This window comes from Streptomyces sp. NPDC004658 (assembly GCF_040609555.1).
In the GTDB taxonomy this organism is placed as follows: domain Bacteria; phylum Actinomycetota; class Actinomycetes; order Streptomycetales; family Streptomycetaceae; genus Streptomyces.
Genome location: NZ_JBEXKG010000009.1, coordinates 39874 through 62656, shown reverse-complemented (window position 1 = coordinate 62656; position 22783 = coordinate 39874). Strand labels below are relative to the sequence as shown.

Here is a 22783-nt window from a genome sequence, read left to right as displayed (position 1 = left end):
TCGCCGGCGGTGGGGCCGGGGGCACCGACGCCGTCCAGGCGCGATCACCGTGACGTCGGCGAACTGCTGGGTTGGAGCACGGGACCCGCTGCCCCTCGCGCGGCCCTCCACACGGCCTTCATCCAGCCGACCGAACCGGCCTCCATGCCGACCATCGCCTGTCGGCATGCACCGGCTACTGCATGTCGTGAATCGGCTTCCCCGCGCGCGTCGCTGGCATACGCTCACTCCCAACCCGCCGATGCGAAGGGATCGTTGTGCGTCGACTGACGAAGATGTGCAGGACAGTCCTGGCGGCTGTCCTCCTCCCCGCAACCGTCCTGATTCTCTCCAGCCCGGCCCACGCCGCTGTCACGGTCACCACCTCGGCCGTCTTCAACGACCCGTCAGGCACCGCCGCCGATCAGAACCGGATCCGCGATTACATCGTCAGCCTGATCGACGCCACGCCGGCCGGGGAGTCGATCACCGCCTCGGTCTACACGTTCACCGACGGCACCGCCTCCCAGGCGCTGGTCAACGCGAAGCAGCGAGGCGTCAGGGTCCGGCTGATCGTGGACCACACCACCGTCACCATGACCGGGGGCGAGTACACGGTCCTGGCCAACGGCCTCGGCACCGACCGCACCCAGCCGTCGTGGGTGATGGCCTGCCCGAGCGACCGCGGCTGCATCGGGGACCGGGAGCTCACCTCCGGCGACCCCGCGATCAACCACAACAAGTTCTGGTTGTTCTCGAAGGTGGGCGGAGCCAGTAACGTGGTCGTGCAGACGTCGTCCAACATGACGGCCTCGCAGCGCACCGACTACTTCAACAACGCCGCGACGATCGTGGACGCCGGCCTGTACGGCATCTACCAGTCGTACTTCTCGGACCTGCTGTCCTACGGGTCCTCCTCGTCGGGCTCGGACGACTACTACAAGACCCCCACCAGTTCCACGGGCCCGTACAAGGCGTACTTCTTCCCCCGCCACGAGGCGTCCGGCACGTCGTGGAACAACGACGCGAGCACCGACACCGTCAAACTGATCCTGGACAACGTCAGTTGTTCCGGAGGCACCCAGATCCGCGTGGGCATGAACCTCTTCAGCCGCGACGAGGTCGCCAAGAAGCTGGTCAGCCTGGTGAACTCGGGGTGCTCGGTCTACCTGGCGGCCGACGGCGCACCGGGGTCGATGAGCCAGGCCGTGACGGACACCCTCTACGGCAAGCTGACCAAGCGGGTGGAGTGCTACGAGAACAGCCCGGACGGCACCTACAAGATCGGGCTGCACTCCAAGTTCCTGCTGATCCAGGGAACGTACGACGGGGTCGCCAACCGCAAGCTGGTGTGGACCGGAAGCCACAACTACACCTACTCGGCGCTGCGGGCCAACGACGAAACGCTGCTGAAGATCGACAACTCGGCGATCTACGACCAGTACAAGGCCAACCACGACAGGCTCATGGCCTACTGCGCGGGGAGCTGAACCCGTCCAGCCGGCCTCCGCCGGAAAAAGAGCGAGGACCGCGACCGTCAGGTCGAGGTCCTCGCTTCCGTGTCGCTGATTCTTTGATGGGATGCGCCTACGCCTCGTCGTCATTCCCTTCATCGAGGTCGAATTCGAAGGCCAGTTGGCCCGACGAAGCGTCGTCCAGCGCGGCCGCAGCCCGGGTCTCCGTCGGGTCCAGGGCCTCCTCGATCTCGTGAGGCAGAGCGTAATCGTCCGCGAGTCGCGCGAGATGGAGGATCAAAGGTAGAGCCAACCCCTCGCGACCAGCACGATAGTCCTCGCTGAAGCGCTGCTGGTGGGCGAATGCGGCCCATGCCTCCGCGTCGTCACCGGGCTGGAGGCACGCGACGGTCAGTTCGAGGAGGTCCGGATTCCAGGCGTTCGCCGTCGGCCGGTAGGCGTTGTTGCCCGAGGCGTTGGTGTGCGGAGTGAGTTTGGCGTCGTCGTTGGTGAGGTTCGGCTGCGAGCCGGACTTGCCGGTCGTGCTGTAGAAGACGCGGTCCGAGTCACCCGGCACTCCCGGCCGCCACAGTCCCATCGCGATGCCTCCACGCTGCTGGCCCTCCAGCTCGGGAGAGAGTTCCTCCGCCTCGGCCCAGCACTGTGCCGTTTCGTCCCGGCTGCCGTCGGCGACCCGAATGACACGGAGCTGCTTGCCGTACAGGCCGATCCGCTGAACGGGACCCCCGTCGAGGCCGAGCCTGTCCCGTTCCAGCCCGTCGTTCCTCAGCCACGGCCAGCGCTTCCGGACGTCCTGGGCGTGGGCCAGAACGAGCGTCGGGGTACTGCGCAACTGCGCGAGGGTCTTCTTGACGAAGGCCGCCATGAGGGCCGACTGCTCCGCACTGTTCTTCCTGCCTTCGACCCGTCCCGTCAACGACTTGAGGAGTTCGGGGTACGGCACCCATTCGTGCATGTCGGCCGACTTGCCAAGCACGCACTTCGCGCCCGGCCGGATGAGCACCGCGATCGGCGTGAACTGCTGCTTGCCAGTGGGGCCGTCAAGACGGCGTTCCACGAGGTGGAAGGCCACCTGGTTCAGGTCCGCGGGGATGCGCGTGTCGCCGAGCGTGTGCTGAGGCACCAGCCGCATACCGGTTTGGCGCAGGCCGTCCGACCAGGCCGCGGCGGCACGCAGCCCTGCGTCAGTGAGGGCCTCCTCCGTCTCCGCATCCGGGTCCGGTGGACGGATGAACTGGGTCACCAGGCCCGCGTCCGCGCATCCGAGGCGGATCGCGTGCTTGGGGTCGCTCCGTCGCTTGGCGTGACGGAAGGCGTCCTGCCCGTCGAGCTCCACGAAGGCCAGCCGCACCCCGGAGACAGCCTCCCGCAGAGCGGCCATGGCCCGCGCGACACCGATACGGCGCTCCTCGATGGCCTTGTCGTGCTCCTGCCCCCGGCGCGGAGCGCTGTCACCTCCCAGCGGTGCCCCCAGGTCCCCCAAGGGTTGCGCGTACAGCCGGACGGTCAGCTCCTCCGCCTCCCACACCCAGGCGCGGGGGCCCTCCGCACGCCTGTACCCGGCCAGCCCCAGCCCCGTCTCCGCCGCAGCGATCATCTGATCGCGGATGGTATCGCTCTGGTGCAGCACGACCGCAGTGAGGTCTTCGCCTTCGAGGGCTTCGGCCAGGCGTGCCCGCAGAACCTGAGCATTGTGGGCCGCGTTCAGCTCACGCTCGTCCAGGATGACCGCGAGGTCTTCGGGATCCCTCTTCTCCATGTTCTTCGGAATGGACGGCAGCTTCTTGAGCTGCTTCTTGGGCGGCCTCGCGAACGCACTGCGCTCGACCTTCGGAACGGGCACGAACTCGGGAGCGATCGCCTGCTCCGCCCACTCGATCAGCCGTCGGCGTTCACTGGGCATCAGTCCGGTGCCGATCGTGTGCCTGCCCATGGCCGCCTGGTGTCCGATCGCGATCCGGATGCCCTCCCGGCCGTGGATCCAGTGGTCGGCTTCCTTCACCAGCCGGTCCGGGGACGGCAGCGCGTCGAGTGCGCTGATCCGGGCGAGCATTCCTTCTGCTCCGCCCTGACGCCAGTCCGTGGTGCCGTTCTTCCACTCCAGCATGGCGACGGCGAAACGCTGCGGCTGCGGGCCGTCGAGGACGAGGGAGTCGTCCGGGAGCAGGTACGCGGACACACCCTTGCCGTACGGCATGTAGACCTTGCCGGTGACGAACCGGCGCACGCCGGCGGCCACGTGGACGCGCGGGACAGGGGAGAAGGGAACGGTGCGCACGGTGATGCGGAGAGTCGCCGCGTAGTAGGCCGGCCGTCCGTCGCCGCCACCGCGCCGCCTGGGTACGTACTCGATCACGTTCGACATCAGCTCGGCGCCTCCGCTTCCCTGCCCCCTGGCCCCCGCGCGGCCGGCGACCTGCCGGAACGACAGCTGCTGCCCGTGGTGCTCGTACGGTCCCTGGCGCGCGATCCGTTCGGCGAGGACGTCGGGAAGCAACCTGTACACGTGGGGCGCGGGCAGAGCGGTTCCTCCCGGCGACACCTTCTGCTCAAGGAGGTCGACCTTGCCGGGCCGCCAGCTGAGAGTCGCGGTGTCGAGGTCACGGAAGCAGTTCATCAGCAGGGCCGTGGTCTCGGGATCGTCGGCATCGCGAGGGAGGCTCTTGAGCCAGGTGGCGATGTAGAGGTTCGTCACCGCCATGGGGTACGCGTCCTGGCAGTACAGCCAGGGGTTCTGCGAGCCGAACCGTGCCGTGGAGTCGACCGTGACGATGTCCGGCGCGGTGGCGCGCATCAGCTGGTTGATCGCCGCTGTGGGTACGCGGCGCCGCCACTCGGCCTGCCCCTCGGTCATTCCGCCGTGGTAGAGGCGCAGCAGTGGTTCCTCCCAGTGGGCGGGCAGGGAGAGCGTGTGCATCGGGACGACGAAGGGTCCCTGTGCCGGGTCGGGCAGGTATGCCGCCAGGCGGTTGTACTGGTAGGCCATGGTGCCGGTTCTCCTCGGGCAGGCGTGAAGTGTTCGGACGCGACGCGGATACGTCGCGGGTGCGGTGCGATGTGGTGGCGGATGCCGTCAGCCCATGTCCACCAAGGCGCGGTAGAGCGGTTCGTACAGTTCACGGACGAGGGATTTGTCGATCGGGGCGGGGTCCCGCTCCGCCGTGTTCCCGTCCTCGAAGTAGGGCGCGAGCACCTCACGCATGCTCGCCAGCAGGCTGGTGTCGGGGGTGTCCGTGTCCTGGAATCCGGCTTCTCGGGGGGAGAAAGCCGCGTCGACGAAGACCACCCTGGCCGGCACGCCCCCGCGCACCAGGCGGCCGATGACCTGCCACATGACGACGAGCTGGTCCCAGGTGAACGCCGCCTTCTCCTCGTCCCGCAGGCTGGACCAGGCCAGCCGCCGGGTGAGGAAGCGGTTCCACTGATGACGGGCGCGGCTGCGGAACGCCACGGCCGCCTGGTCAGGTGTGGCGGCGGCGAGCGCGTTCTGCCGGAAGGCCCCGTCGACGTCGCGGAGCTGGCGTACGGCCCAGTCGTTGATGGACTGGATGGCGAGTGAGATGTCGTCGGGCCGAGGGTGGGGACGTGCCAGGAAGTAGACCGTGCCGATGGCCGCCTTGCCACCGCGCAACACGATGTTGTGTCCCCGCTCCACGGCGAGCAGCGGCGCGACGAGAATGTCGCCGCCGACCGAGGGGAATGCCTTCACGTCACCGCGGGGCAGTGTCCGTGCGGCGGCATCCTCCGGCAACCGGGTCCAGGCCGTGTCGGAGTCCGCGTCATCGGACACGAGCCGGGTGACGCGGCCGTTCCACCCGGGTATCTGGTTCAGATACTCGGCGGCCCGGCGTGCCTCGTCGTAGCTGCCGACGAGCAACAGGATGCGGCGACGGTCCGGATCGTCGATCTCCTTCAGCTCGGCGTCCAGCATGCTCTCGGCGTCGGGCAGGCTCCGGTCGGGCACCGCGAGCTGGTGCAGCATGTGCAGAAGGACCTGCGGTCGCTCTTCGGGGTCGCAGCCGGACAGGCGCAGCGGTTTCGGCCGGTCGTTCCCGGGCCAGTACAGGAACTCCTTGCGGAACTCGCTGCGCAGCACGGCTTCGACTTCCTCGTCGTGAGGACGCAGTACGGCACCGACCTCGGCGTGCACGTGGTACCTGCTGGACGTGCCCGCCCAGCTCGTCGCGGACATGAGCAGGACGTGTGGACCGGGACGGCCGTCCACGGCGCACAGGTCACCGAGCCGCATGAGCAGTTCGCGCCCCACGCCGTTGCAGTGGAAGAAGCGGAGTTCACCGCTGCGGTCACCATCGCGCTCACGGTCGTCGTGGCGGAACTGGAAACCGAGCACGTTACCCATGGGCGACTCGGGGATGACCGCCTCGTAGTCCTTCGGGGGCCTGCGGGAGAGCACGTTCGAGGCGCTCTCAAGATTGAGGGCGGCCTCGACGCGCGGCCACAGCGTGGTCATGAAGTCGAGCCGACTGTGCAGAGCGGAGAGGAGCAGGGTGAACTCGAAGCGCCGGGCCTGGAGGTCGGCGTCCGCGAGCACCGTGCTGTCGTCTCCGACGATGTCGGTGAGCGTGTCACGCAGCCTCTCGCGCGTCCGTGCTCCCTGGGGCGCGTGCAGGAGCTCCAGGGTGAGGTGGACGAAGGTGTTCACCAGGGGTGTCACTTCGTCGTCGTCGCCCGTGCCCTGCTGCTCGTGCAGCGGGTCGTCGCGGAACCGGCCGAGCGCACCGTCCAGCGTCCGGGCCGCCGCAGGCGGGCGTTCGCCCCCCTTCCGCCCCGGGAACCAGCTGTCCAGCAGCAGGTTGTGGAGGGTGAAGGCGCTGAAGTAGTCGACGCTGATCCACCGCCTGAGCTTGTCGTCCTTGACGAGCAGGGCGAAGAGGCGGTCGGTGGCGGCGCTGACCGTGTTGACGGCGTTGGTCCAGTCGTCGACGTCACGGGCGGAGAGCTGGAGCCGGCCGTCCCGGGCCATCTGCTGGAACTTGTGGACGGCGACCTCGTCGAACCAGGAGTTCGGGGCCTTGCCCACCAGAGTGCTGGCCGGAGCGAAAGCCGTGTCGAGCTGCATCTGCACCCGGTCCGCCTCGTCGACGATGATCAGGTCGCTGAGGCGGCAGGCCAGTTCGAGGTAACGGAGCTGTTCCTGGTGCTGGTGCAGCGGGACGGAGCTGTGCACCAGACCGGCCGGGGTGGCGACCCACACCTGTGCGTCGACCAGGTCACGCGCCCCACGGTGGCGCGGGCAGCGGTTCCACAACGGGCACAGTCTCCGCTGCGGCTTCGGGCCTTGTGCGTCGCGCTGTGCGCTGTTCTCGTCGTCGAGGAGGGGATCTCCGTCCGCGGCCTCCTGCTCGGGGACGGTGTACAGCGTGATGCACGGTGCTTCACGGATGCCGAGCGGGCGGCGGGCCTCCAGACCGCGTAGCACGTCGACGGGGCAGGCGCTGCTGAGGTAGGCGAAGCCCGCGTGGTCATGCCCGAGCATGGTGGCGGCGCCGGCCGTGGCGGTGCGGCGGTGCAGCCGGTTGATGTTGCGCTCCCTGGTGGAGTGCCCGAGGACCGGCGCCGCCCGTACACCGAGCCGGTCGAACTGCTCCACCACGGCGAGCGTCTCGGCCACGTCCCCGACGACGATGGTGACCCGGCGAGCTGTCCGGGTCACGAGGTGGTAGGTCAGGATGTCCCGGAGGGTGGACTTGCCGGCTCCCACCATTCCCACGAGGTGCAGCAGCCGGTCGATCCTCAGCCGTCCCTTTTCGGTGAAGCGGCCGAGTTCCGCGTCGCGCACGAGCAGTTTCACCCGCCGGAGCCGCCCGGCCCAGCCGTTGCGCGGCCCCTCCGGCGCCGTCGCCTCGACCGCGTCCATCTCGTCCGCGGCCTTTTCGAGCTCTTCCCAGGTGACGTCGACGGGCTCTCCGTGCCCGGCCGGTGGCGCGTCGAGCGCGTGGGCGCGCGGCAGACTGTCCGTCAGCAGTTCCTCGTCGAACACCACGGAGTGGGTGCGGTCCTGAACTCGGAAAGTGTGCTCTCCCTCCTCGGCGAACGGAATGGACCGCGTCGCGAACCGCGGAGGGGCGCTGAGCAGTTCTTCGAAGATCTCGAAACGGCGAGCGGCGCGCGACGTCTCGCGACGGCGCGGCACGGAGCCGGGTCCGTCGATGTCGTACCCGCGCAGGTGCTGGGGGACCTTCAGGTAGTCGGTCAGCGCCTCCGACCAGGCGTGCCGGCGCCGCATGTCCCACAGGTAGTGGCGGGCGCGCAGAACGCGCAGCCGCTGTTCGTCGGTGCGGACGTCGCCGAACACCTCGCTGTACGGGTAACCGCCCAGCAGCGGCCAGACGTCAGCGGCCGTGCGGGTGGGCGTCACGTCCTGCAGGAGGTACAGGCCCAGTTCGACGTCGAGAAGGTCGCCCGGGCGGAAGCTGCCGAGATTCGCCGGCCACACCTCGGTGAGCTGCTGCGGTGAGCAGCGCCGGTGCCATCCCCTGCGGTCACGCACGGCGTCCTCCTTCGGCACGCGGGTCCCCCGCCTTGTCGCGCGGGACGGAGATCTCATCGGCGACCAGCCGTTGGAAGGCCAGGTCGTCCAGGAGGGTGATCCGGTCGGCCAGGTGCTCCGGCAGGTTGCGGCGGAACTGCCGCCCATACGCCTCGTTGTCGCGGAACCGGTAGCGGGGCACGACGAGGAACGCCCGGTCGTACGGCGGCTCGTTTCTGAACGGTGTAATGGAACGTGCCAGGAGAACGGGGTTCACCCGGTCTTTGACGTCCACCGCCCAGTGCCGTCGTCCCGGCAGGGGGACGCGCAGGTCGTACGCGTCGTAGTTGGGCCACATCTCGGCGGTGATTCCGAACTTCTTCTCCAGCGCGGCTTGCAGATCGGTCTCCGCGAGCCCGGGGCTGGTGATGAACATCCGCAGCGGGCGGCTGAGCTGGAAGATCCCGCCTTTGTCCGCACGGAGCGGCGTGCCTTCGTCCGATAAGCCGTCGCGGCGGCATCGGTCCAGTTCACACCGGTGGCCGCCGTGCAGCAGCGGCACCATCAGGCAGCGGCAGCGAGCGCACTGCCGGTATGCACCGCGCCGCAGGTAGGAGGAGGGCACGGGCTCGTAGCAGCGCTTGATCACGTCGTGCAGCAGCACCCCGCAGTCGGGATCGCCGCCGAGCAGCGCCAGCTCGGCGGCGGTCAGCACGGGCCTGGAGGTGAGCAATGCCCGGAACGCGGTGTACGCCTGCGGGGCCTTTGCCGCGCGGCACACGGCGAGTGCCTCCCGGATGCGCTCGTTCTCGAAGATCTCCGCGGCCGGGTCGGCCGCGCTCACATCCCACTCCAGGCACAGCTGGTGCGGCAGCCGGGTCTCCGGATCGACGAGCAGGGCCGTGTCAGGAAAGTTCTCGGTCGGCAGCCTCAACGGCCACTCGGCCAGCGGCCGTTCGCAGGCCCATCGGACCATCTGCGGCACACTGCCCGGCGGTTCCTCGCCCCGGCGCAGGCAGTGCAGGACGAGTCGGTTGTACGCGTTCTGCACCTTCGCCGGGTAGACCGGATTGGGTACGGTCCGCTGCCGGGACAGGCTCGCCAGGGCGCTGGCGATTTGGCGAAGCAGCCCCTCGTCCGCTCCGACGGCGTCCTCGGACCGTGCGTCCCTCATGTCGGTCGTGGTCACGCCTCCCCCTCTCCCGCGACGGCGCCGTCGGGTGTGGCGCTCGGGCACCATCGGGACACCGGGCAGGACCGGCAATGCCGTCCGGGGCGGGCGTCCCATGTCTCGTCCTCCCGCCACGGACCGGCGTACCGCCGCAGTACCGACAGCGCCTTCTGCTGCCGACCGGGGTCGGTCGGATCGATCACATGTGGATCGGAACCGTCCGGCCGGAGGATCTCCACCTCGACGCGGGAGCCGTCCGGATCGCCGCCCAGCGCTCCCTGTGCCAGCAGCGTGACGGCCAGGGCCAGTTGGGGGTAAGTCTCAAGAAGGTCCTCGTGGTGCCGGCGCCGCCTCCGCGTCGTCTTGAGCTCGCGCCACACCCATGAGCCGTCCTCCTGGTAGAGCAGGTCGGGTTTGGCTATGACGACGGCCTGCGCCGCAGTGTCGTGTACGACGCGGAGAGCTTCTGGCTCGACCCGCTGGATGAGGGCAGCGTCCTGGAAGGGACAGGCATCGACGTGGCGGAGCAACATGTCCCGGCCGGTCGCGGCGTCCTCGTCGGAGACCCGCCAACGTCCCTCCGTCCAGTTCTCGCCCTCCGCGGGCATGTCGCCGGCCGTGCACGGCGGCCACCCCCGGCGCCGGTGCAGCTTCTCGATCCAGCCGTGCACCGCTTGGCCGAGCCTGGCCGCGCTTCCGTACTCGTCGGACTTGGGCAGGTGCAGGGCACGGAGGAATCCCTGTGCGGGGCAGGCCGCGTGATAGCGCAGATCGCTGACGGACACCTTCCTCAGCGGTGCCACCCGCGAGGAGAGTCCGAGGACACCAGGCCTGCGCGTCAGGGCCTCGCAGCCCGTGAACTGCTTGCAGTCGACGCAGGAGGAGCCGGGTACCGGCCTGCCCCCCGTCACGACACGGGCCACGTGCGTGTGCCCGTGCTCGGCGTAGTACGCCTCGGCCTCCTCGGCCGTGCCCTCGAACTGCACGCGCGGCCGTCCGTCGGCGAGCCCGACTTCGACCACACGCACCCGCTCGGGCCGGACGCCGGGTCCGTACGGCTCGAACGCACGCGACCATTTTCGGGGCCAGGCCGCCTGCCGCCCGTGGACGGCCACGTACACGGCGATAGCGATCTCGCCGGGCTCGGAGTCCTTGGCCTCACCGTGCCGTAGGCGCCGGTACTCGCGCACTCGTCCACCGGCCGACTCGTACCTGCGCCACCAGGTGTACATCTCCCAGACCTTGCCGTTCTCCCGCTGGGCCACCCAGAACGGACGGACGGGCTGGAGCCGCTGCTCACCGTCGCCGGCGCACGCTTCGATGTACGTACGGAGGGCATGCTCGGCATACGTCAGGTGGCCGGGGTGGAGCGCGGGGGTGCGGGAGCGCAGCCCCGCCAGGGCCTGGTCCGGTGTCTCACCGTGGAACTCGACCCGGTCGACGGCGTCCATCACCGGCCCGAGGGTGAACGTCTCAAGCTCTGGATTCGGCAGCCGGAGACGCCGGACCGGCCACAGACCGGGCCGGGCCTTGGCGGCGGCGTGCGAGGGGCAGGTGTGCTCCTCGCTCCCGCCCGTTCCGGGCCCCACGCGTACGAGGCCGTCGTCCCCGGTCAGCCAGTGCGGCTTGTGCCATGCCGTCGCGTCGTGACTCATTGCCTCCCCTTGTCTCGGAACAGACGGCACCCTTCGGACCGGGCCGGGTGCGCCGCCGGCTTCGACCGTAGCAGGAATCTTGGAACTCATTGGAAGTTATTGGCATTGGTTGGTTCTTGCGCTACGCTGCCCCGCATGGCGGCATCACTGGAGGAGCTCGAGCAGCGCCTGTCCCAGCTGCGCACCGAGCTGCGCGGTGCTGTGCGCGCACGGGACAAGGCCGAGACCATGCGTATCCGTCGCGCGCTGCGCGAAGCCGAGGCCGCGTGGGAGCACGCCCTCGAAACCGAGGCGGGACCGGACGGCGAGGCACTTTTGACCGAGCCCCCGGCCGCGCAAGCACCGGAAGCCACAGGCGCGCCACGCCGCAAGGGGCGTCCGGCACACGGCTCCATCCCGATCCGCGAACAGGTCCACCAGTCGCTGACCCTGCTGGGCGCCCCCGCCTCCCCGAAACTCATCTCGTCCACGTACGAGGCGTTCTTCACCGAGTCGCTGGTCGCCACCAAGCTCGCGTCCCTCCGCCGCGACGAGGAACGCTCCTTCACGGCACAGGGCTATGCCCGCCCGTACTACGTCTGCGCGGCGCTGACCCACGACCGCCTCGTCCCCGCACGTGGACTCCTGGCCCTGTCTACCTGGCCCGTGGAGCGGCGGATCATCGGCCCGCTCAGCCCGCGCACCGACTTCCTCACCCATGCGATGGGAACCGCCGAGCAGATCCAGCGGCTCACCACCGCGGGGCATCCGGCCCCCGACGCGGCCTGGCGGCTGCTGCGCCGTTTCGCTCTCACGATCCCGGGCGCCTACGACGCCGCGGCCCCGGAACTCGACCCCGCCCGCGTGATCGCGGCCGCCCACGCCGAAGCGGCCGTCCACCGGCAGGAGGACGACCAGCAGCGGCAAGCGGCAGCGCAGCGCGCCCGTTCCCAACTGTCGGACGCGCAGCAACTGTTCGGCGCGGCGCCGATGCGTGACGCGCTGCGCGACGCGAGTGGGACCCTCCCCTGACCTTCCTGACCGACCCCTTTCCCGGCGGCGATGGCGTCAGACGCCTCGCACGCCGGTGAGCCCCGAAAACGTTCCCGAAGTAGAGACGATGCCCTCGCAGCAGTCCGAACCTCCCGACGGCCGACTCACGCGGCTGCGTGGACCGCAGCTCCCTCAGCCGTACACCGCCCGCAAGATCACCGCCCTGACCGCCAATCCCGCCTGCGCCCGCCGTGCCGTCCTCGACGCCGCCGGAGTGGACAAGGCGTTACTCGCCCAGCAGGTCGGATACGAGCCGCGCTTCGGCCAGTCACCCTTCGCCCTCGCCCGCGAGAAGGCGTTCCACGACCTCGTGAAGTGGGGCTCCTACGCCGAGCTCATCCGGCTGCTGCGCGAGCAGCTCTCCGTCCCCGTGGCAGAGGCCCAGGTCACTGACCTCACCGAGGTGGGGGGCAACACGGCGCTGCACGTGCGCGAGCGGGAAACCCACCGCCTCATCGCGCACGTGGCCTCCGGCCAGGACGTACGGCTCATCCTCGACCGCCCCGTGCTCACCCTCGAAGTCGCCGGCCAGACTGCGTACTTGGAGCCGGACGCGCTCACCCACCGCATCGGGGGGAAGTTCCACGTCGTCGTGATCCGCTCGTTCGCGGCGATCGACGGCCAGGCCAACCCGACCGCCGTCGCCGAGGCGGCCAAGCAGGCCGCGGTGTACGTCCTCGCCCTACGCCGCGCCTTCGAGACCGCTGCCCTGCCCACCGAGCAGATCTCCCACGAGTTCCTGCTCGTCTGCCCCAAGGACTTCTCCAACCGCCCCTACGGCCGCCTGATCGACCTTCGGCAGGAACTCGACGCCCTCCAGTTCCAGCTCTCACGGCTGCGGCGAGCCGAGGAGCTCGCGGCCGGGCTGCCCGAGACGGCGACCCTGGACACGACCCGAAGCGCAGACGAACTCTCTTCTTCCACAGCGGCGTTGGACGCGTCGTACACCCCCTCCTGCCTGTCCTTCTGCGAGATGGCGCGCTACTGCCGCGACGAGGCCGACGCATGCGCCTCTCCGGCCCGCCTCGGCAACGGCGTACGCAACGACCTGCCCGGCATCGACTCCACCCGCACCGCGCTCGACTACCTGGACGGCGTCGCCGCCCCCGGAGAGGCCGAGGCGGAAGCCGCCGACCTGTTGCGCGACGCCGCCCGGCTGCGTCGGCTCCGCCAGGGGGCTGCATGAGCGTCCTGTCCACGGTCGCGATGCTCACGGCGTCCCGCACCGGCCGCGCCGAACCGCTGACGACCGTCCGCCACCAGCACCTGGACGAGAAGCCGTTCGTCCTGGTGCCGCTCACCCTCGCCGGCGAGGCGTGCGCGCCCCTGGCCGCGCTCGCCGGTACGGACCCCGAGCACCCGACCCTCCTCACCATCCGCCAGCCTCGCAACCGCGCCGAACGCTTCCGGTTCGCCGAGCGTCTCGCCGCACTGCTGCTCGCCTACATCGACGGATGCCGGACGGAGACGGAGCCGTACACCGTCGGCCGCGGCAAGGGGAAGGAGGAGCGCCTGCGCTTCCAGCGGGCCCCGCAGTTCCTGGTGCCGAACGGCGAGGGCATCGCCTACGTGCGCCTGCTCGGTCGGCTGACCAGGCTGCGCGCCACCGAGGGGCCGTACGCGGTCGACCCGTCCGTGCCCGCCCTCGGCAAGTGGCTGACCTGGTTCGCGGACCTGGCCGAGTTCCCGGACTCCTCTGTGCTGCTCGCGATGACCCGGCTGCTCGCCGCGCACTGGGCCACTGGCCAGAGCCCCTCGGAGGACTCCCACCTCGCGTCCCTGCTCGCCTGGATCGATCCACCGGAGGGCAGCGACGGCGCGCGGGCGGCGCGAGAGGCGGAGGACCCCGCCGTGTGGCCGCCGGCGGGTCCGTCCACGGACCCGGTCTTCGACCGGACCCTGCACGAACTGATGACGCGCTTCGACGAGGCGTCCGACGACCGCGGGCGCGAGGCGGTCGGCCGCCAGATCGACCGTGAGCTGAACGGCCAGATGCTGCCCACCTGGCGGCTGATGTGGCGCGGCGTGGAGTTGCTCCGCGAGCTACCGGAGGGCGCCCACGTCCCCGGCCGCTGGGCCCTTGACCGCCGCTGGTTCTCCGAGTACGCCGAGTACCTGGACGCCGACGGCCGCCCGCAGGCCCGCCGCGACCAGGCCGTCCGAGCAGCCCGCCGCCTGGCCCGACTGGAGGACGCCCTCGCCCGCTACGAGGCGCAGCGCGCGTACGACGACCCGCTGGTGATGGCGGAGTACGAGCTGACCGGCGAGGCGTTCACGGGCACGGTGACGGCCAGGGACGAGGACCGCTTCGTCCCCGGCGACCGTCCCGGCTCCCAGGTGTGGCGTCCCACGCTCACTCTCCGCACCGACACCCGCGTACGCCTTGCGGTCGGCACGACGGTGAAGTCCCCCGCCCGGCCCGGCCAGGAGGCACGGATCCTCGGTGTCCGGCAGGAGGACGACGGCGGCCACACCGTGGTGCTCCAGCTCAAGGGTGGCTTCGCGAACAAGCGCAGGCCTCCGGCACCGGCCGGAACCCTCGCGGAAACCGGCGAGGAGCTGACGTACACCACGCTCAACCCCACGGCCATGCCGTCCGCCCTGCCCGACGAGGAGAACACCCCCTGGACCCACGGCGGTCCGCCCCAGCCGTACGAGCCCACCGACGAGGACGCAGAGGAGACCTGGGAGTGACCGCCCTCCTTCCCGGCACCGCGGAGCCCGAAGCTCTCACCCCCGGCGAACGCGCGGACCGCGCGGTCGGTGGAATCCTGACCAGCCTCGACACCGCGCCCGGCCGGGGCGTCGTCGTGGACTCGCCTCCGGGAGCCGGGAAGTCCACACTGGTGGTGAAGGCCATCGGGCACCTGACGTCCGCGGGCCACCAGCTCATGATCGTCGCACAGACCAACGAACAGGTCGACGACCTGGTGGACCGCATCGCGCGCGAGCACCCCGGCCTCGCCCTCGGCCGCCTCCACGCCGGGGGCCACATCCTCCCGCCCCGCGTCACCCGGCACCCCAACGTCACCGGGAGCAGCCAGGTGACGGACCTGCGCGACCTGCCCGTCGTGGTGTCCACCGCGAAGAAGTGGTCGTTCGTCACCCCGGACAAGTGCGCACCGTGGCGGTGGGCCATCGTCGACGAGGCGTACCAGATGCGCTCGGACGGGCTACTCGCGACGGCCCCGCTGTTCGCCCAGGACGACTCGCAGGTCCTCTTCGTCGGCGACCCCGGCCAACTCGACCCCTTCGCCACCGTGGAGACCGACCGCTGGCACGGCCTGACCTGGGACCCCCTGCGCAACGCGGTCGACGTCACCCTCGCCCACAACCCCGACCTGGTACGCCACCAGCTCCCAGTCTCCTGGCGCCTACCGGAGACGGCGGCGCCTCTGGTCGAGCAGGCCTTCTACCCCTTCTACCGGTTCGTCCCCGGCACAACGGCATCGGAGCGTGTGCTGTCGTACGCCAGCTTGCCCCACGGCTCCGGCCCACTGGACGACGTCCTCGCCCGGGCCGCCGGCTCCGGCTGGGGCCATCTGGAACTCCCCGCCCGCCACACCCTGGACCAGGACCCGGAGGTGGCGGACGCCCTCGTGGCGACGGCGGCCCGGCTGCTCGAGCGCGGCGCGCTGGTCAACGGGGAGCCCCTGACCGCGGACCGCATCGCCATCGGTACGGCACGCACCGTGCAGGCGGACGCGGTCCGCTCCCGCCTCGCCGCCCACGGCCTGACCGGCATCACCGTGGACACCGCCAACCGCCTCCAGGGCCGCGAGTTCGACGTCACCCTGGTCTGGCACCCGCTCTCGGGCCGCCAGGACGCCTCGGCTTTCCACCTGGAGACGGGCCGCCTGTGCGTCCTGCTCTCCCGGCACCGCTTCGCCTGCATCGTGGTGGCCCGCGCCGGTATCCGGGATCTACTGGACCGGCATCCGCGGAGCAGTCCTGTGTACCTGGATGTGCCACCGAAATTCCCGGACGGGTGGCGGGCACATCAGGTGGTCATGGGGCATCTGGAGCGGGGGGAGCACCAGGTGCGGGTTGCCTGATCCGAGCATCGATTCGCCGTACGCGGAGCCGGCCTGGCACTGGGCGAGCGGGGGTAACCGACCGGTGAGCGGCTTCCCGGGCGCCGCCCGAGCGAGACCTGGATGCCCGTCCCGCGCGCCCGAAAGAAGCGCAAGACGTCGGCCGGCGTCTAGCACGAGCTGTTCATCGACGGCTTCTCCGCTCAGCATCGTTCTCGGATCGAGTGGCACCGGTGGCGGTTGCCGTTGCCGGCTGATCGCCTCGGCACCCGCTCGTGGAGCAAGCCCGCGAAGGGCTGAGCCCCGTGCCCGGCTCCTGCCGGCGGGTCGTTCACCGCGTGAGCGATCATCTGGACAGGGCGGAGCGTGGCTCCCGGCCGTCAGACGGCCACCACATGCACGTCCGTCGGCGCGAAAACCGTCAGGTAGGCGTGGATGTCCCCAGGGTCGGTGGTGAAGATCACCGCGCTGCCGTGCCGAGCCGCCGCCAGGGCCACCCAGGCGTCCACCGCGTCCGGCCGCTTCTTCGTCGGCAGGGCCGCCCGCCCCAGAGCGGTGCCGATGCGCCGCCAGTCGGCCAGGTCCGGACCCGTCGCGCAGGCCAGACACTCCGGATGGCCCGCCTTCGTCTCACGCATGGGCGGCTCGGACGTACGGGCCTGCGGGACCGTGCAGTCTTTCAGGACGCCGGACAGGGCGTGCACCAGCGCCGGCTGGGGGCGCCACACCTGGGCGAGGACCGGTCCGAGCACCAGCGCCCGGTGCGGGACCGTGCGCAGTCCCTCATGGAGAGCCACCGCCTTCGCCTTGCGGTCGGCGAGTGCGATGAGCATGCCGGTGTCGTAGACCGGCACCCGTACGCTCACGCGGCGTGTCCCGGACGGCGGGCTTGCCGATCCCGGCCGTGGACGAGGCCCAGGGCCTCCTCGACCTCGCGGCGTTCCTGCTCCGTCAGTTCCACGGCGGGTGCCGGGGCGGGTTCGGCGGGCAGCACCTCCGCTGCCCGCTCCGCGCGGGCGATGAGTGCGTCCACCGCGGCGAACTGTTCCTCTATGGCATCGCTCTCGGCCATCTGACGCGTTGCGGCATGCACCAGGTACGCCGAGACATCCATGCCCGCCCTTTCCGCATGCTGCCTGATGCGTTCGGCCTGCTCCTGCTCCAAGCTGATGCTGATGCGCGTCTTCGCCATAAGGACAGCGTAATACGCGTATGACGACAGTGCGAGCGCGGTCGCGGGGAACTGGGCACGTCCCCTCTCCCGGCGCGCCGTCGGTCACTGCCTCCGGGGCGCCAGAGCCCCGATCACCCGCTCCACGTCGTCCCGCCACGCACACAACTCCCCCTGCGTGGGAGCCAGCTCGTACCCGTGGTAGTGGCAGGCCCGACTGAGGCCGGCCCAGGTGGCCGACCAGCGGCGGGCTGTGTCGGGGTCGGCGTAGGACTCCAGGCACAGGGACTGCGCGTGCGGCGGGCAGTAGGACAGTTGGAGCTTGCGGGCCTGCCAGTAGCGGCGCAGGGCCTCTTCGAGAGCGTGGCGAAGCAGCAGTGCCACGGCGCGCGGCCAAACGCCCGTGCTGGAGGCGGTGGCCGTACCGAGCAGCCGGTCCGCACCCGCGAGCAGTTCCTCGGGGGTCGAGGTGGACGACGGCGAAGCCGGGAGGGCCGCGCGGGGCGGGGACAGGCGCGTGGACGGAACGGGGGCCGCCGGGGGGCTCGTGGTCACAGGGATCGCACCGCCTTCGCGAGGTCCGCGGTGCGGCGGATGATCCCCTCGACATCGTCGATGGGCACCGCTTCGTGGGAGCCCCTGTTGCACCACCGGATGTGGTCGGTGGCCTGCTGGCCGTAGGCCCGGGTGAGGTCGGTCATGGCCTCGCCCACCCGGTCCGTCTCCCCGTAGAGGGCGAGGGAGGCCAGTTCGGTGAGCCTGTGGGCCTTGGCGATGCGTCGCTCGATCTCGTCGTGGGGCAGGCCCGTGCCGAGGAGCCGGCGGCGGGCCGGTTCGAGGAGGGCGGCCTCCAGAGCGGTGCGGCACAGGCCGGGCAGGACCCGGGCGGCGACGTCGCCGGGCAGGTCACGGGTCCTGGCGAGCGCCTTCGCGTCGTTCAGGGCCTGCTTGACGGGGTCGTCACCGGAGCGGACGCGTACGGCGGAGCGCTCACGGCGGTCGACCGTGAGGACGGTGGCGGGCAGCCGCAGGTACTTCAGGGCTTGGGGCAGGCGGGTGTCGTGGGTGAAGACGACGACCTGGCGGTGCTCGGCGAGGAGGGCGAGGACGCGGGCGAGGCCGTCCACCTTGGCGGGGTCCATGGACTGCACCGGGTCGTCGATGACAAGGAACCGGAAGGGGTTCTCCGGGAGGAAGGTGCGCGGGAGGAAGAGGGACAGGGCGAGGGCGTGCAGTTCCCCCTGGCTCATCACGCCGAGCGCGGGGGCGTCGATGTCGTCGACGGTCACGTCGAGGGCGACCTTGCGCTGGGTTGCGGAGCCGCTCAGGCGGACGGGGCCGAGAGCAACGTTGCTCTGCTGGCGCAGGTTGGACCAGATGCGCTGGGCGTCTTCGGCGATGGGCCGCATCCGGTCGGCGCGGATCTCGTCGTGGGCGGCCTTGAGCCACTTCTGGGCGGCCTTGACACGGGCCAGGTGCGGGACCGCACGCTCGGCTGCGTGGGCCTTGTCCAGCCAGGCGGCCAGTGCCCGCGCGGCGTCGCGCCAGGTGTCGTCCTGGTCGACGAGGCGCCCTGCGGCCTCCTGGCGGGTGACCCGTGCGGCGTCGGCGGCGATCCGCGCGGCGTGCTCGGCGGCGGACGCCAGTACGGCCGGGTCGGACATGGTGCGGCACCGCAGCCAGTCGTCCCAGGCGGCGGCGATCTCGGACGGCAGCCAGTCGGGGGGCGGGACGGCCAGGTCACGGACGGCCTGCGCGGCCGAGCCCAGTTCCCTGCGGGCCGTGAGGACCTGCTCGGCCTCGGCGCGCAGCAGGCGTTCCTGCTCGGCGGCGTCGCGTGCCCATTCCTCGTCGAGGCGGGCCGCGCCGCCGCACACCGGGCAGGTGTCGAGGGCGGGGTGGGCACGGTGGTGGGCGAGCGCGCGGGCGAGGAGTTCGGCGCGGCGCAGCGCGTCCTCGGCGGACGTGCCCCGCAGGTCCTCGGCGGAGGCGATGGCTTCGCGCAGCCGGGTCACGGCCGTGGCGACCGCCTCGGTGTCGGGTCCGGTCAGGGTGGAGCGGCGGCGCAGGTCGAACAGGAGTGACTCGTCCGCCGGGCCAGTCCCTGCCGCCAGTTCGGCCGCCCGGGCGAGGTCCGGGCGCCGCCCGCTGAGTGCGGTGCAGGCGGCCCGGGCGCGGGGGTCGTCGATGCCGTTGAGCAGAGCGAACAGGGCGGGCAATTCGGCCTTGGCCGCCTTGGCGGGTGCCTCGTACTCGCGGGCCAGCTCGCGCAACCGCGCGTCTGCGGCGGTGAGTTGCTCCAGTCCCAGGATGGAGGCGACGGCGTCGTACATCTCACTGGGCTTGCCGCCGATCACCTGGCCGAGCTCGGAGTACGACAGGAAGGGGCGGTAGGTCGCCAGGTCCTCCTGCCAGCCGAGGTCCGAGAGGGGAACGGGGTCGCGGCCGGGTCGGTCGAGTTCGGCGGTGGAGTCGGCGACGTCGTCCCCGTTCCAGGTGCGCAGCACGGTGGCGGGCTCCGGATCGCCGTCGATGCGCAACTCCACGGCGACCTGGGGTTCCTGGGCGTGGTGGAGGTTGCGCCAGCTCTTGCGCCAGATGTCGCTACGGCCGCGCCAGCGAGCGTTGTCGCCGGTCAGTGCGATCTCTACGGCTTCCGCGAAGCTCGACTTGCCGGAGCCGTTGCGGCCGGTGACCAGGGTGAGTCCCGGGCCGGGGGCGAGGGGAAGGCGTGTGGTGCGGCCGATGCCTCTGAAGCCGCTGACCGTGACGGACTGCAGGTAGGCGCCCGGCATCCGGCCGCGAGTCCCGCCGTCGTCCTGGAAGGCGGTGAGCAGGAGGGCCCGGGTGTCCTCGTCGAGGTCCGAACGGGTGAGCCGCCCGGCGATGAGATGGGCGAGAGTGTCGGCCGCCGGCTCCTGGGCGGGCGGCCCTGCGGGAAACGGGTCCGGGGCGGGATCGGCGGGTACGGGATCGGCGGGTACGGGCATGGCGGGACTCCCGTGGAGTTGTCGACTGCGGAGCGAGGGGCCGGACAGGCCGACGGCGACTGAACGACCAGGGACACACGGGAGCTGCGTTGTAACGCGGGGCCGTGAGCCGTGAGGTGTGGACGACCATAGCCCACCCCGCACCGATAATGGAACTCTTTGGAATTCCATGGGGATCTTTGGTACCGGGGCCGGGCGTCACACCCCAACCCCGGCACTCACAGACGCCACTCCTCGAAGAGCACCCCCAGCAGCTCGTCCTGTCTGGCCTTCAGCACCTCGGGGGTCCACTCGGCGTGCTGGAGCACCTGGCTGGTCAGCGCGAAGGGGACCACTCCCCCGCGGCCGGTGAAGTACTTGGCCTTCTTGGCGGTGAAGTCGTAGTTCTGAGCCGCCGAGTTCTTGGCGCGGTTCAGCAACACCAGGTTTCCCAGGCGGTGCGTCCACTGGGCACGCTGCTCCTCGTCGAACAGCTCGACCCACTGCGAGTCGGCCTTCGGGTTCTGCGGCAGGACGTGCTCCACGGTGATGAGCGGATGGTCGTACGTCACGCCCTGCCCGCGGGCCAGCAGCTCGTCGAGCCGGAGCAGCACGTACTTGCGGATCTTGCCGACCAGATAGAGATCGCCGTCGAGTCGGGCCCGCGTCTCGGCCTTCTCGTCATCCCTCAGTTCGAGGGCCGGGGAGTCGAGGCCCAGTCCGTCGTCGAGCTGCCGAAGCAGCTCTGCGTAACGTGTGACGCGAGGGGTCGTGTAGACGCGGCGGACGAACATGCTGGCCGACAGCCGCTCCAAGGCCCGCATGAACGTGTCGAGCCATGCCGGATCGTCCTCATGGTGGCGCAGCGCCCAGAGAGCGGCCGGCCGCCAGTCGTAGTTGTCGACCTGCTGGAGCCTCCTGAACCAGGCGTTGACCGCCTCCGCACCCGAAGCGGACTCATAACGTGCCTCACGGATCTGGGCGTAGGCCTCGGCATACGGCCGGACGACGTCATGGACGAAGACCTCGGCTCTGCCGGGGAGGTAACGGCTGAGCACCTGCTCCGGGAACTCCTTGAGCAGCTCCTGTTCCGCCCGCTTCTTGGCGAAGATCATCCGCAGGTGGAGGAAGAGCTCCGCGAAGTCGTCACGGCCCAGCATCTCCTCGGCGTCCTCCCAGGTGGTGGCGCACGCCTCGGAAGCCTCCGCACCGAGATCCCCGATGATCTGCGACTTGAAGATGTCGGTGGGAGACAGGTCGAGGCCGCGGGAGTTCATGACGCTGAAGATCCGGTGTGCACTGTCGAGGTCAGGAGTGCTGACGACAACCAGGAACGTCCGCTCGGCGAGCATCTGGGCCAGTTCCAGTCGGCGTTCCTCGGTCAACGCGGTGAGGCTGCGGTGGAGGACCGTCGCGTTGCGGAGAACGGCCTTCTGCGCGTCCGTCCGCAGGGCTTCCTCCTTGAGCGTCAGCAGAGTGCCCACCGCACCCTTCGTCTGCACGTACTTCTCGAAGAATTCCGCGTCACGGCTTCGCAGAGTGAGCCGCGGCCTCGGGGCGAGCCCACGGATCTTGGCACCCGGTTCCATCACCAGCCGGTCGAGGTCGCCGCGTAGTTCCGGATCCTCGGTGAGGTCGCGCAGGACCGACAGGAGGATGGTCAGGGTCGTGAGGCGCTGCTGCCCGTCGATGACATCCGCCTTCGGGACTGCGCTGTTCTTCACGAGCACAACCGATCCGAGGAAGTACGGCTCATCCGTCCCGCGGTCGAGGGCTTCCTGCAGATCCATCAGCAGTTGAGCCGCCTGCTCCTCCTGCCAGGCATAGGGGCGCTGGTAGTCAGGGATCTGAAAGTCGTAGTCACTGCTGAACACCTTGTGCAGGGGCATCTCGTGCGCCTCAAGCTTTTGCATGCCCAGATGATGTCGGAAAAATGGAGCTCCGCGGCGGTGATCCGGCGCAACTCCCTTCCGCCCGGCAGCGATTCCGCGGGAGCCGGGGCCACCTCACAGTTGGACGAGAGCTTCGGGGAGTACGGGCCCGCAGGGGACCAGCGTCGGCAGTGCCCCGCCCTCGGGTCCCACGCCACGGTCACCTGCCACCGCCGGCCCCAGCCACGCCCGCCCACCGTCGTCGACCTCGACGCCCCACTGTCCGCGCTCCGGCAGCCCTGCCCACCATCCCCAGGCCCCAGCGGGACACCCCGGCCTACGCCGACATCTGCACGGGGAAGAACATCACCGTCCCGGGCACCGCCTTGGTTCCGACCCGCCCCACGCGCGCCCGCTTCCGACCGAGCAGGTCGAGCCTCCGCCGCGCGAGTGACACGCCCCCGCCGCGCTCCGCCCCCTGAAAACCCCGCATGCCTGCGCCACGGCTACCAGCCGTCACGCAGGCATGTCCTGTTTCCACAGGCGAGAGGCGCAGCACCCGGACTGCCACCGCCTCACTCCCTCATCGAGCCGATCACGAAACTCAAGGCCCCATAAACGACGAAAAACCGGCGAGTCACATGACTCGACCGGTAATTCGCGAACGCTTCGGGACGATCACGTGAGCATCCCGCACGGAGAGTGTCCGAGGGGGGACTTGAACCCCCACGCCCGATAAAGGGCACTAGCACCTCAAGCTAGCGCGTCTGCCATTCCGCCACCCGGACCAGGTGTCTGCCGCCTTGCGGGGTGTGTTCCGCGCGGCGACAGGGACAACAATACCAAGGTTTCGGGGTGCGTTTCACCTGCGTATCCGTCCGCCGGGCGAGGCAGGACGCGGGATTGCCAACGGTATACAGTCCGCGAGGTCCCGTG

Annotated in this window: 14 protein-coding genes and 1 tRNA gene; 5 read left to right on the top strand and 10 right to left on the bottom strand. The window is 70.3% G+C overall.

Annotation, left to right across the window (positions count from 1 at the left end; genetic code table 11):
• The first annotated feature begins 275 nt into the window (after nucleotides 1-275).
• Nucleotides 276-1469 carry a phospholipase D-like domain-containing protein gene (locus ABZV94_RS06125; protein ID WP_356337707.1) on the top strand — a complete coding sequence of 398 codons (1194 nt, stop codon included), beginning with the start codon at nucleotides 276-278 and terminating at the stop codon, nucleotides 1467-1469.
• Between the two features lie 97 nt (nucleotides 1470-1566).
• Here ABZV94_RS06125 and ABZV94_RS06120 read toward each other — a convergent pair whose 3' ends face one another.
• The 4 genes from ABZV94_RS06120 to ABZV94_RS06105 all read right to left on the bottom strand — a co-directional run bounded on the left by ABZV94_RS06120 (nucleotide 1567) and on the right by ABZV94_RS06105 (nucleotide 10770).
• Nucleotides 1567-4440: a DUF3962 domain-containing protein gene (locus ABZV94_RS06120; protein WP_356337704.1), complete on the bottom strand. Its 2874-nt coding sequence runs from the start codon at nucleotides 4438-4440 to the stop codon at nucleotides 1567-1569.
• A gap of 87 nt (nucleotides 4441-4527) precedes the next feature.
• On the bottom strand, nucleotides 4528-7965 hold the full coding sequence (locus ABZV94_RS06115; protein WP_356337703.1) for a signal recognition particle: 3438 nt from the start codon (nucleotides 7963-7965) through the stop codon (nucleotides 4528-4530).
• Nucleotides 7958-9133: a hypothetical protein gene (locus ABZV94_RS06110; protein ID WP_356337700.1), complete on the bottom strand. Its 1176-nt coding sequence runs from the start codon at nucleotides 9131-9133 to the stop codon at nucleotides 7958-7960. The genes ABZV94_RS06115 and ABZV94_RS06110 overlap by 8 nt, the downstream gene beginning before the upstream one ends.
• Nucleotides 9130-10770, bottom strand: a complete 1641-nt coding sequence (locus ABZV94_RS06105) for a PD-(D/E)XK nuclease family protein (protein WP_356337698.1) — start codon at nucleotides 10768-10770, stop codon at nucleotides 9130-9132. The genes ABZV94_RS06110 and ABZV94_RS06105 overlap by 4 nt, the downstream gene beginning before the upstream one ends.
• A 135-nt stretch (nucleotides 10771-10905) precedes the next feature.
• Here ABZV94_RS06105 and ABZV94_RS06100 point away from each other — a divergent pair, with 135 nt between their 5' ends.
• The 4 genes from ABZV94_RS06100 to ABZV94_RS06085 all read left to right on the top strand — a co-directional run bounded on the left by ABZV94_RS06100 (nucleotide 10906) and on the right by ABZV94_RS06085 (nucleotide 15857).
• On the top strand, nucleotides 10906-11781 hold the full coding sequence (locus ABZV94_RS06100; RefSeq protein WP_356337696.1) for a hypothetical protein: 876 nt from the start codon (nucleotides 10906-10908) through the stop codon (nucleotides 11779-11781).
• 88 nt (nucleotides 11782-11869) lie between these two features.
• The gene (locus ABZV94_RS06095; RefSeq protein WP_356337694.1) at nucleotides 11870-12988 is read left to right on the top strand and encodes a hypothetical protein; all 1119 of its coding nucleotides are present in this window, start codon (nucleotides 11870-11872) and stop codon (nucleotides 12986-12988) included.
• Nucleotides 12985-14496 carry a hypothetical protein gene (locus ABZV94_RS06090; RefSeq protein WP_356337693.1) on the top strand — a complete coding sequence of 504 codons (1512 nt, stop codon included), beginning with the start codon at nucleotides 12985-12987 and terminating at the stop codon, nucleotides 14494-14496. The genes ABZV94_RS06095 and ABZV94_RS06090 overlap by 4 nt, the downstream gene beginning before the upstream one ends.
• Nucleotides 14493-15857 (top strand): AAA family ATPase, encoded by a 1365-nt coding sequence (locus tag ABZV94_RS06085; RefSeq protein WP_356337691.1) that lies wholly within the window; start codon nucleotides 14493-14495, stop codon nucleotides 15855-15857. The genes ABZV94_RS06090 and ABZV94_RS06085 overlap by 4 nt, the downstream gene beginning before the upstream one ends.
• Before the next feature lie 359 nt (nucleotides 15858-16216).
• On the opposite strand, the gene ABZV94_RS06080 is transcribed toward ABZV94_RS06085, so the two are convergent.
• The 6 genes from ABZV94_RS06080 to ABZV94_RS06055 form a co-directional block, all read right to left on the bottom strand.
• Nucleotides 16217-16702: a hypothetical protein gene (locus ABZV94_RS06080; RefSeq protein WP_356337689.1), complete on the bottom strand. Its 486-nt coding sequence runs from the start codon at nucleotides 16700-16702 to the stop codon at nucleotides 16217-16219.
• A complete protein-coding gene (locus ABZV94_RS06075; protein WP_356337686.1) occupies nucleotides 16699-17028 on the bottom strand; it encodes a ribbon-helix-helix protein, CopG family in 330 nt (109 codons plus the stop codon). The genes ABZV94_RS06080 and ABZV94_RS06075 overlap by 4 nt, the downstream gene beginning before the upstream one ends.
• Before the next feature lie 84 nt (nucleotides 17029-17112).
• Entirely contained in the window at nucleotides 17113-17562 is a 450-nt protein-coding gene (locus ABZV94_RS06070) for a hypothetical protein (RefSeq protein ID WP_356337684.1), read from the bottom strand.
• Nucleotides 17559-19997 (bottom strand): AAA family ATPase, encoded by a 2439-nt coding sequence (locus ABZV94_RS06065; protein WP_356337682.1) that lies wholly within the window; start codon nucleotides 19995-19997, stop codon nucleotides 17559-17561. Before ABZV94_RS06065 ends, ABZV94_RS06070 begins: the two co-directional genes overlap by 4 nt.
• A gap of 218 nt (nucleotides 19998-20215) precedes the next feature.
• Entirely contained in the window at nucleotides 20216-21889 is a 1674-nt protein-coding gene (locus tag ABZV94_RS06060) for a DUF262 domain-containing protein (RefSeq protein WP_356337680.1), read from the bottom strand.
• 661 nt (nucleotides 21890-22550) lie between these two features.
• Nucleotides 22551-22635 (bottom strand) — tRNA-Leu (locus tag ABZV94_RS06055).
• Between the last annotated feature and the right edge of the window lie 148 nt (nucleotides 22636-22783).

Coding starts and splice junctions, on each gene's coding strand:
- ABZV94_RS06120 (WP_356337704.1), bottom strand. CDS start 4,440: ATGGCCTACCAGTACAACCGCCTGGCGGCATACCTGCCCGACCCGGCA.
- ABZV94_RS06060 (WP_356337680.1), bottom strand. CDS start 21,889: ATGCAAAAGCTTGAGGCGCACGAGATGCCCCTGCACAAGGTGTTCAGC.
- ABZV94_RS06105 (WP_356337698.1), bottom strand. CDS start 10,770: ATGAGTCACGACGCGACGGCATGGCACAAGCCGCACTGGCTGACCGGG.
- ABZV94_RS06075 (WP_356337686.1), bottom strand. CDS start 17,028: ATGGCGAAGACGCGCATCAGCATCAGCTTGGAGCAGGAGCAGGCCGAA.
- ABZV94_RS06095 (WP_356337694.1), top strand. CDS start 11,870: ATGCCCTCGCAGCAGTCCGAACCTCCCGACGGCCGACTCACGCGGCTG.
- ABZV94_RS06090 (WP_356337693.1), top strand. CDS start 12,985: ATGAGCGTCCTGTCCACGGTCGCGATGCTCACGGCGTCCCGCACCGGC.
- ABZV94_RS06100 (WP_356337696.1), top strand. CDS start 10,906: ATGGCGGCATCACTGGAGGAGCTCGAGCAGCGCCTGTCCCAGCTGCGC.
- ABZV94_RS06065 (WP_356337682.1), bottom strand. CDS start 19,997: ATGCCCGTACCCGCCGATCCCGTACCCGCCGATCCCGCCCCGGACCCG.
- ABZV94_RS06125 (WP_356337707.1), top strand. CDS start 276: ATGTGCAGGACAGTCCTGGCGGCTGTCCTCCTCCCCGCAACCGTCCTG.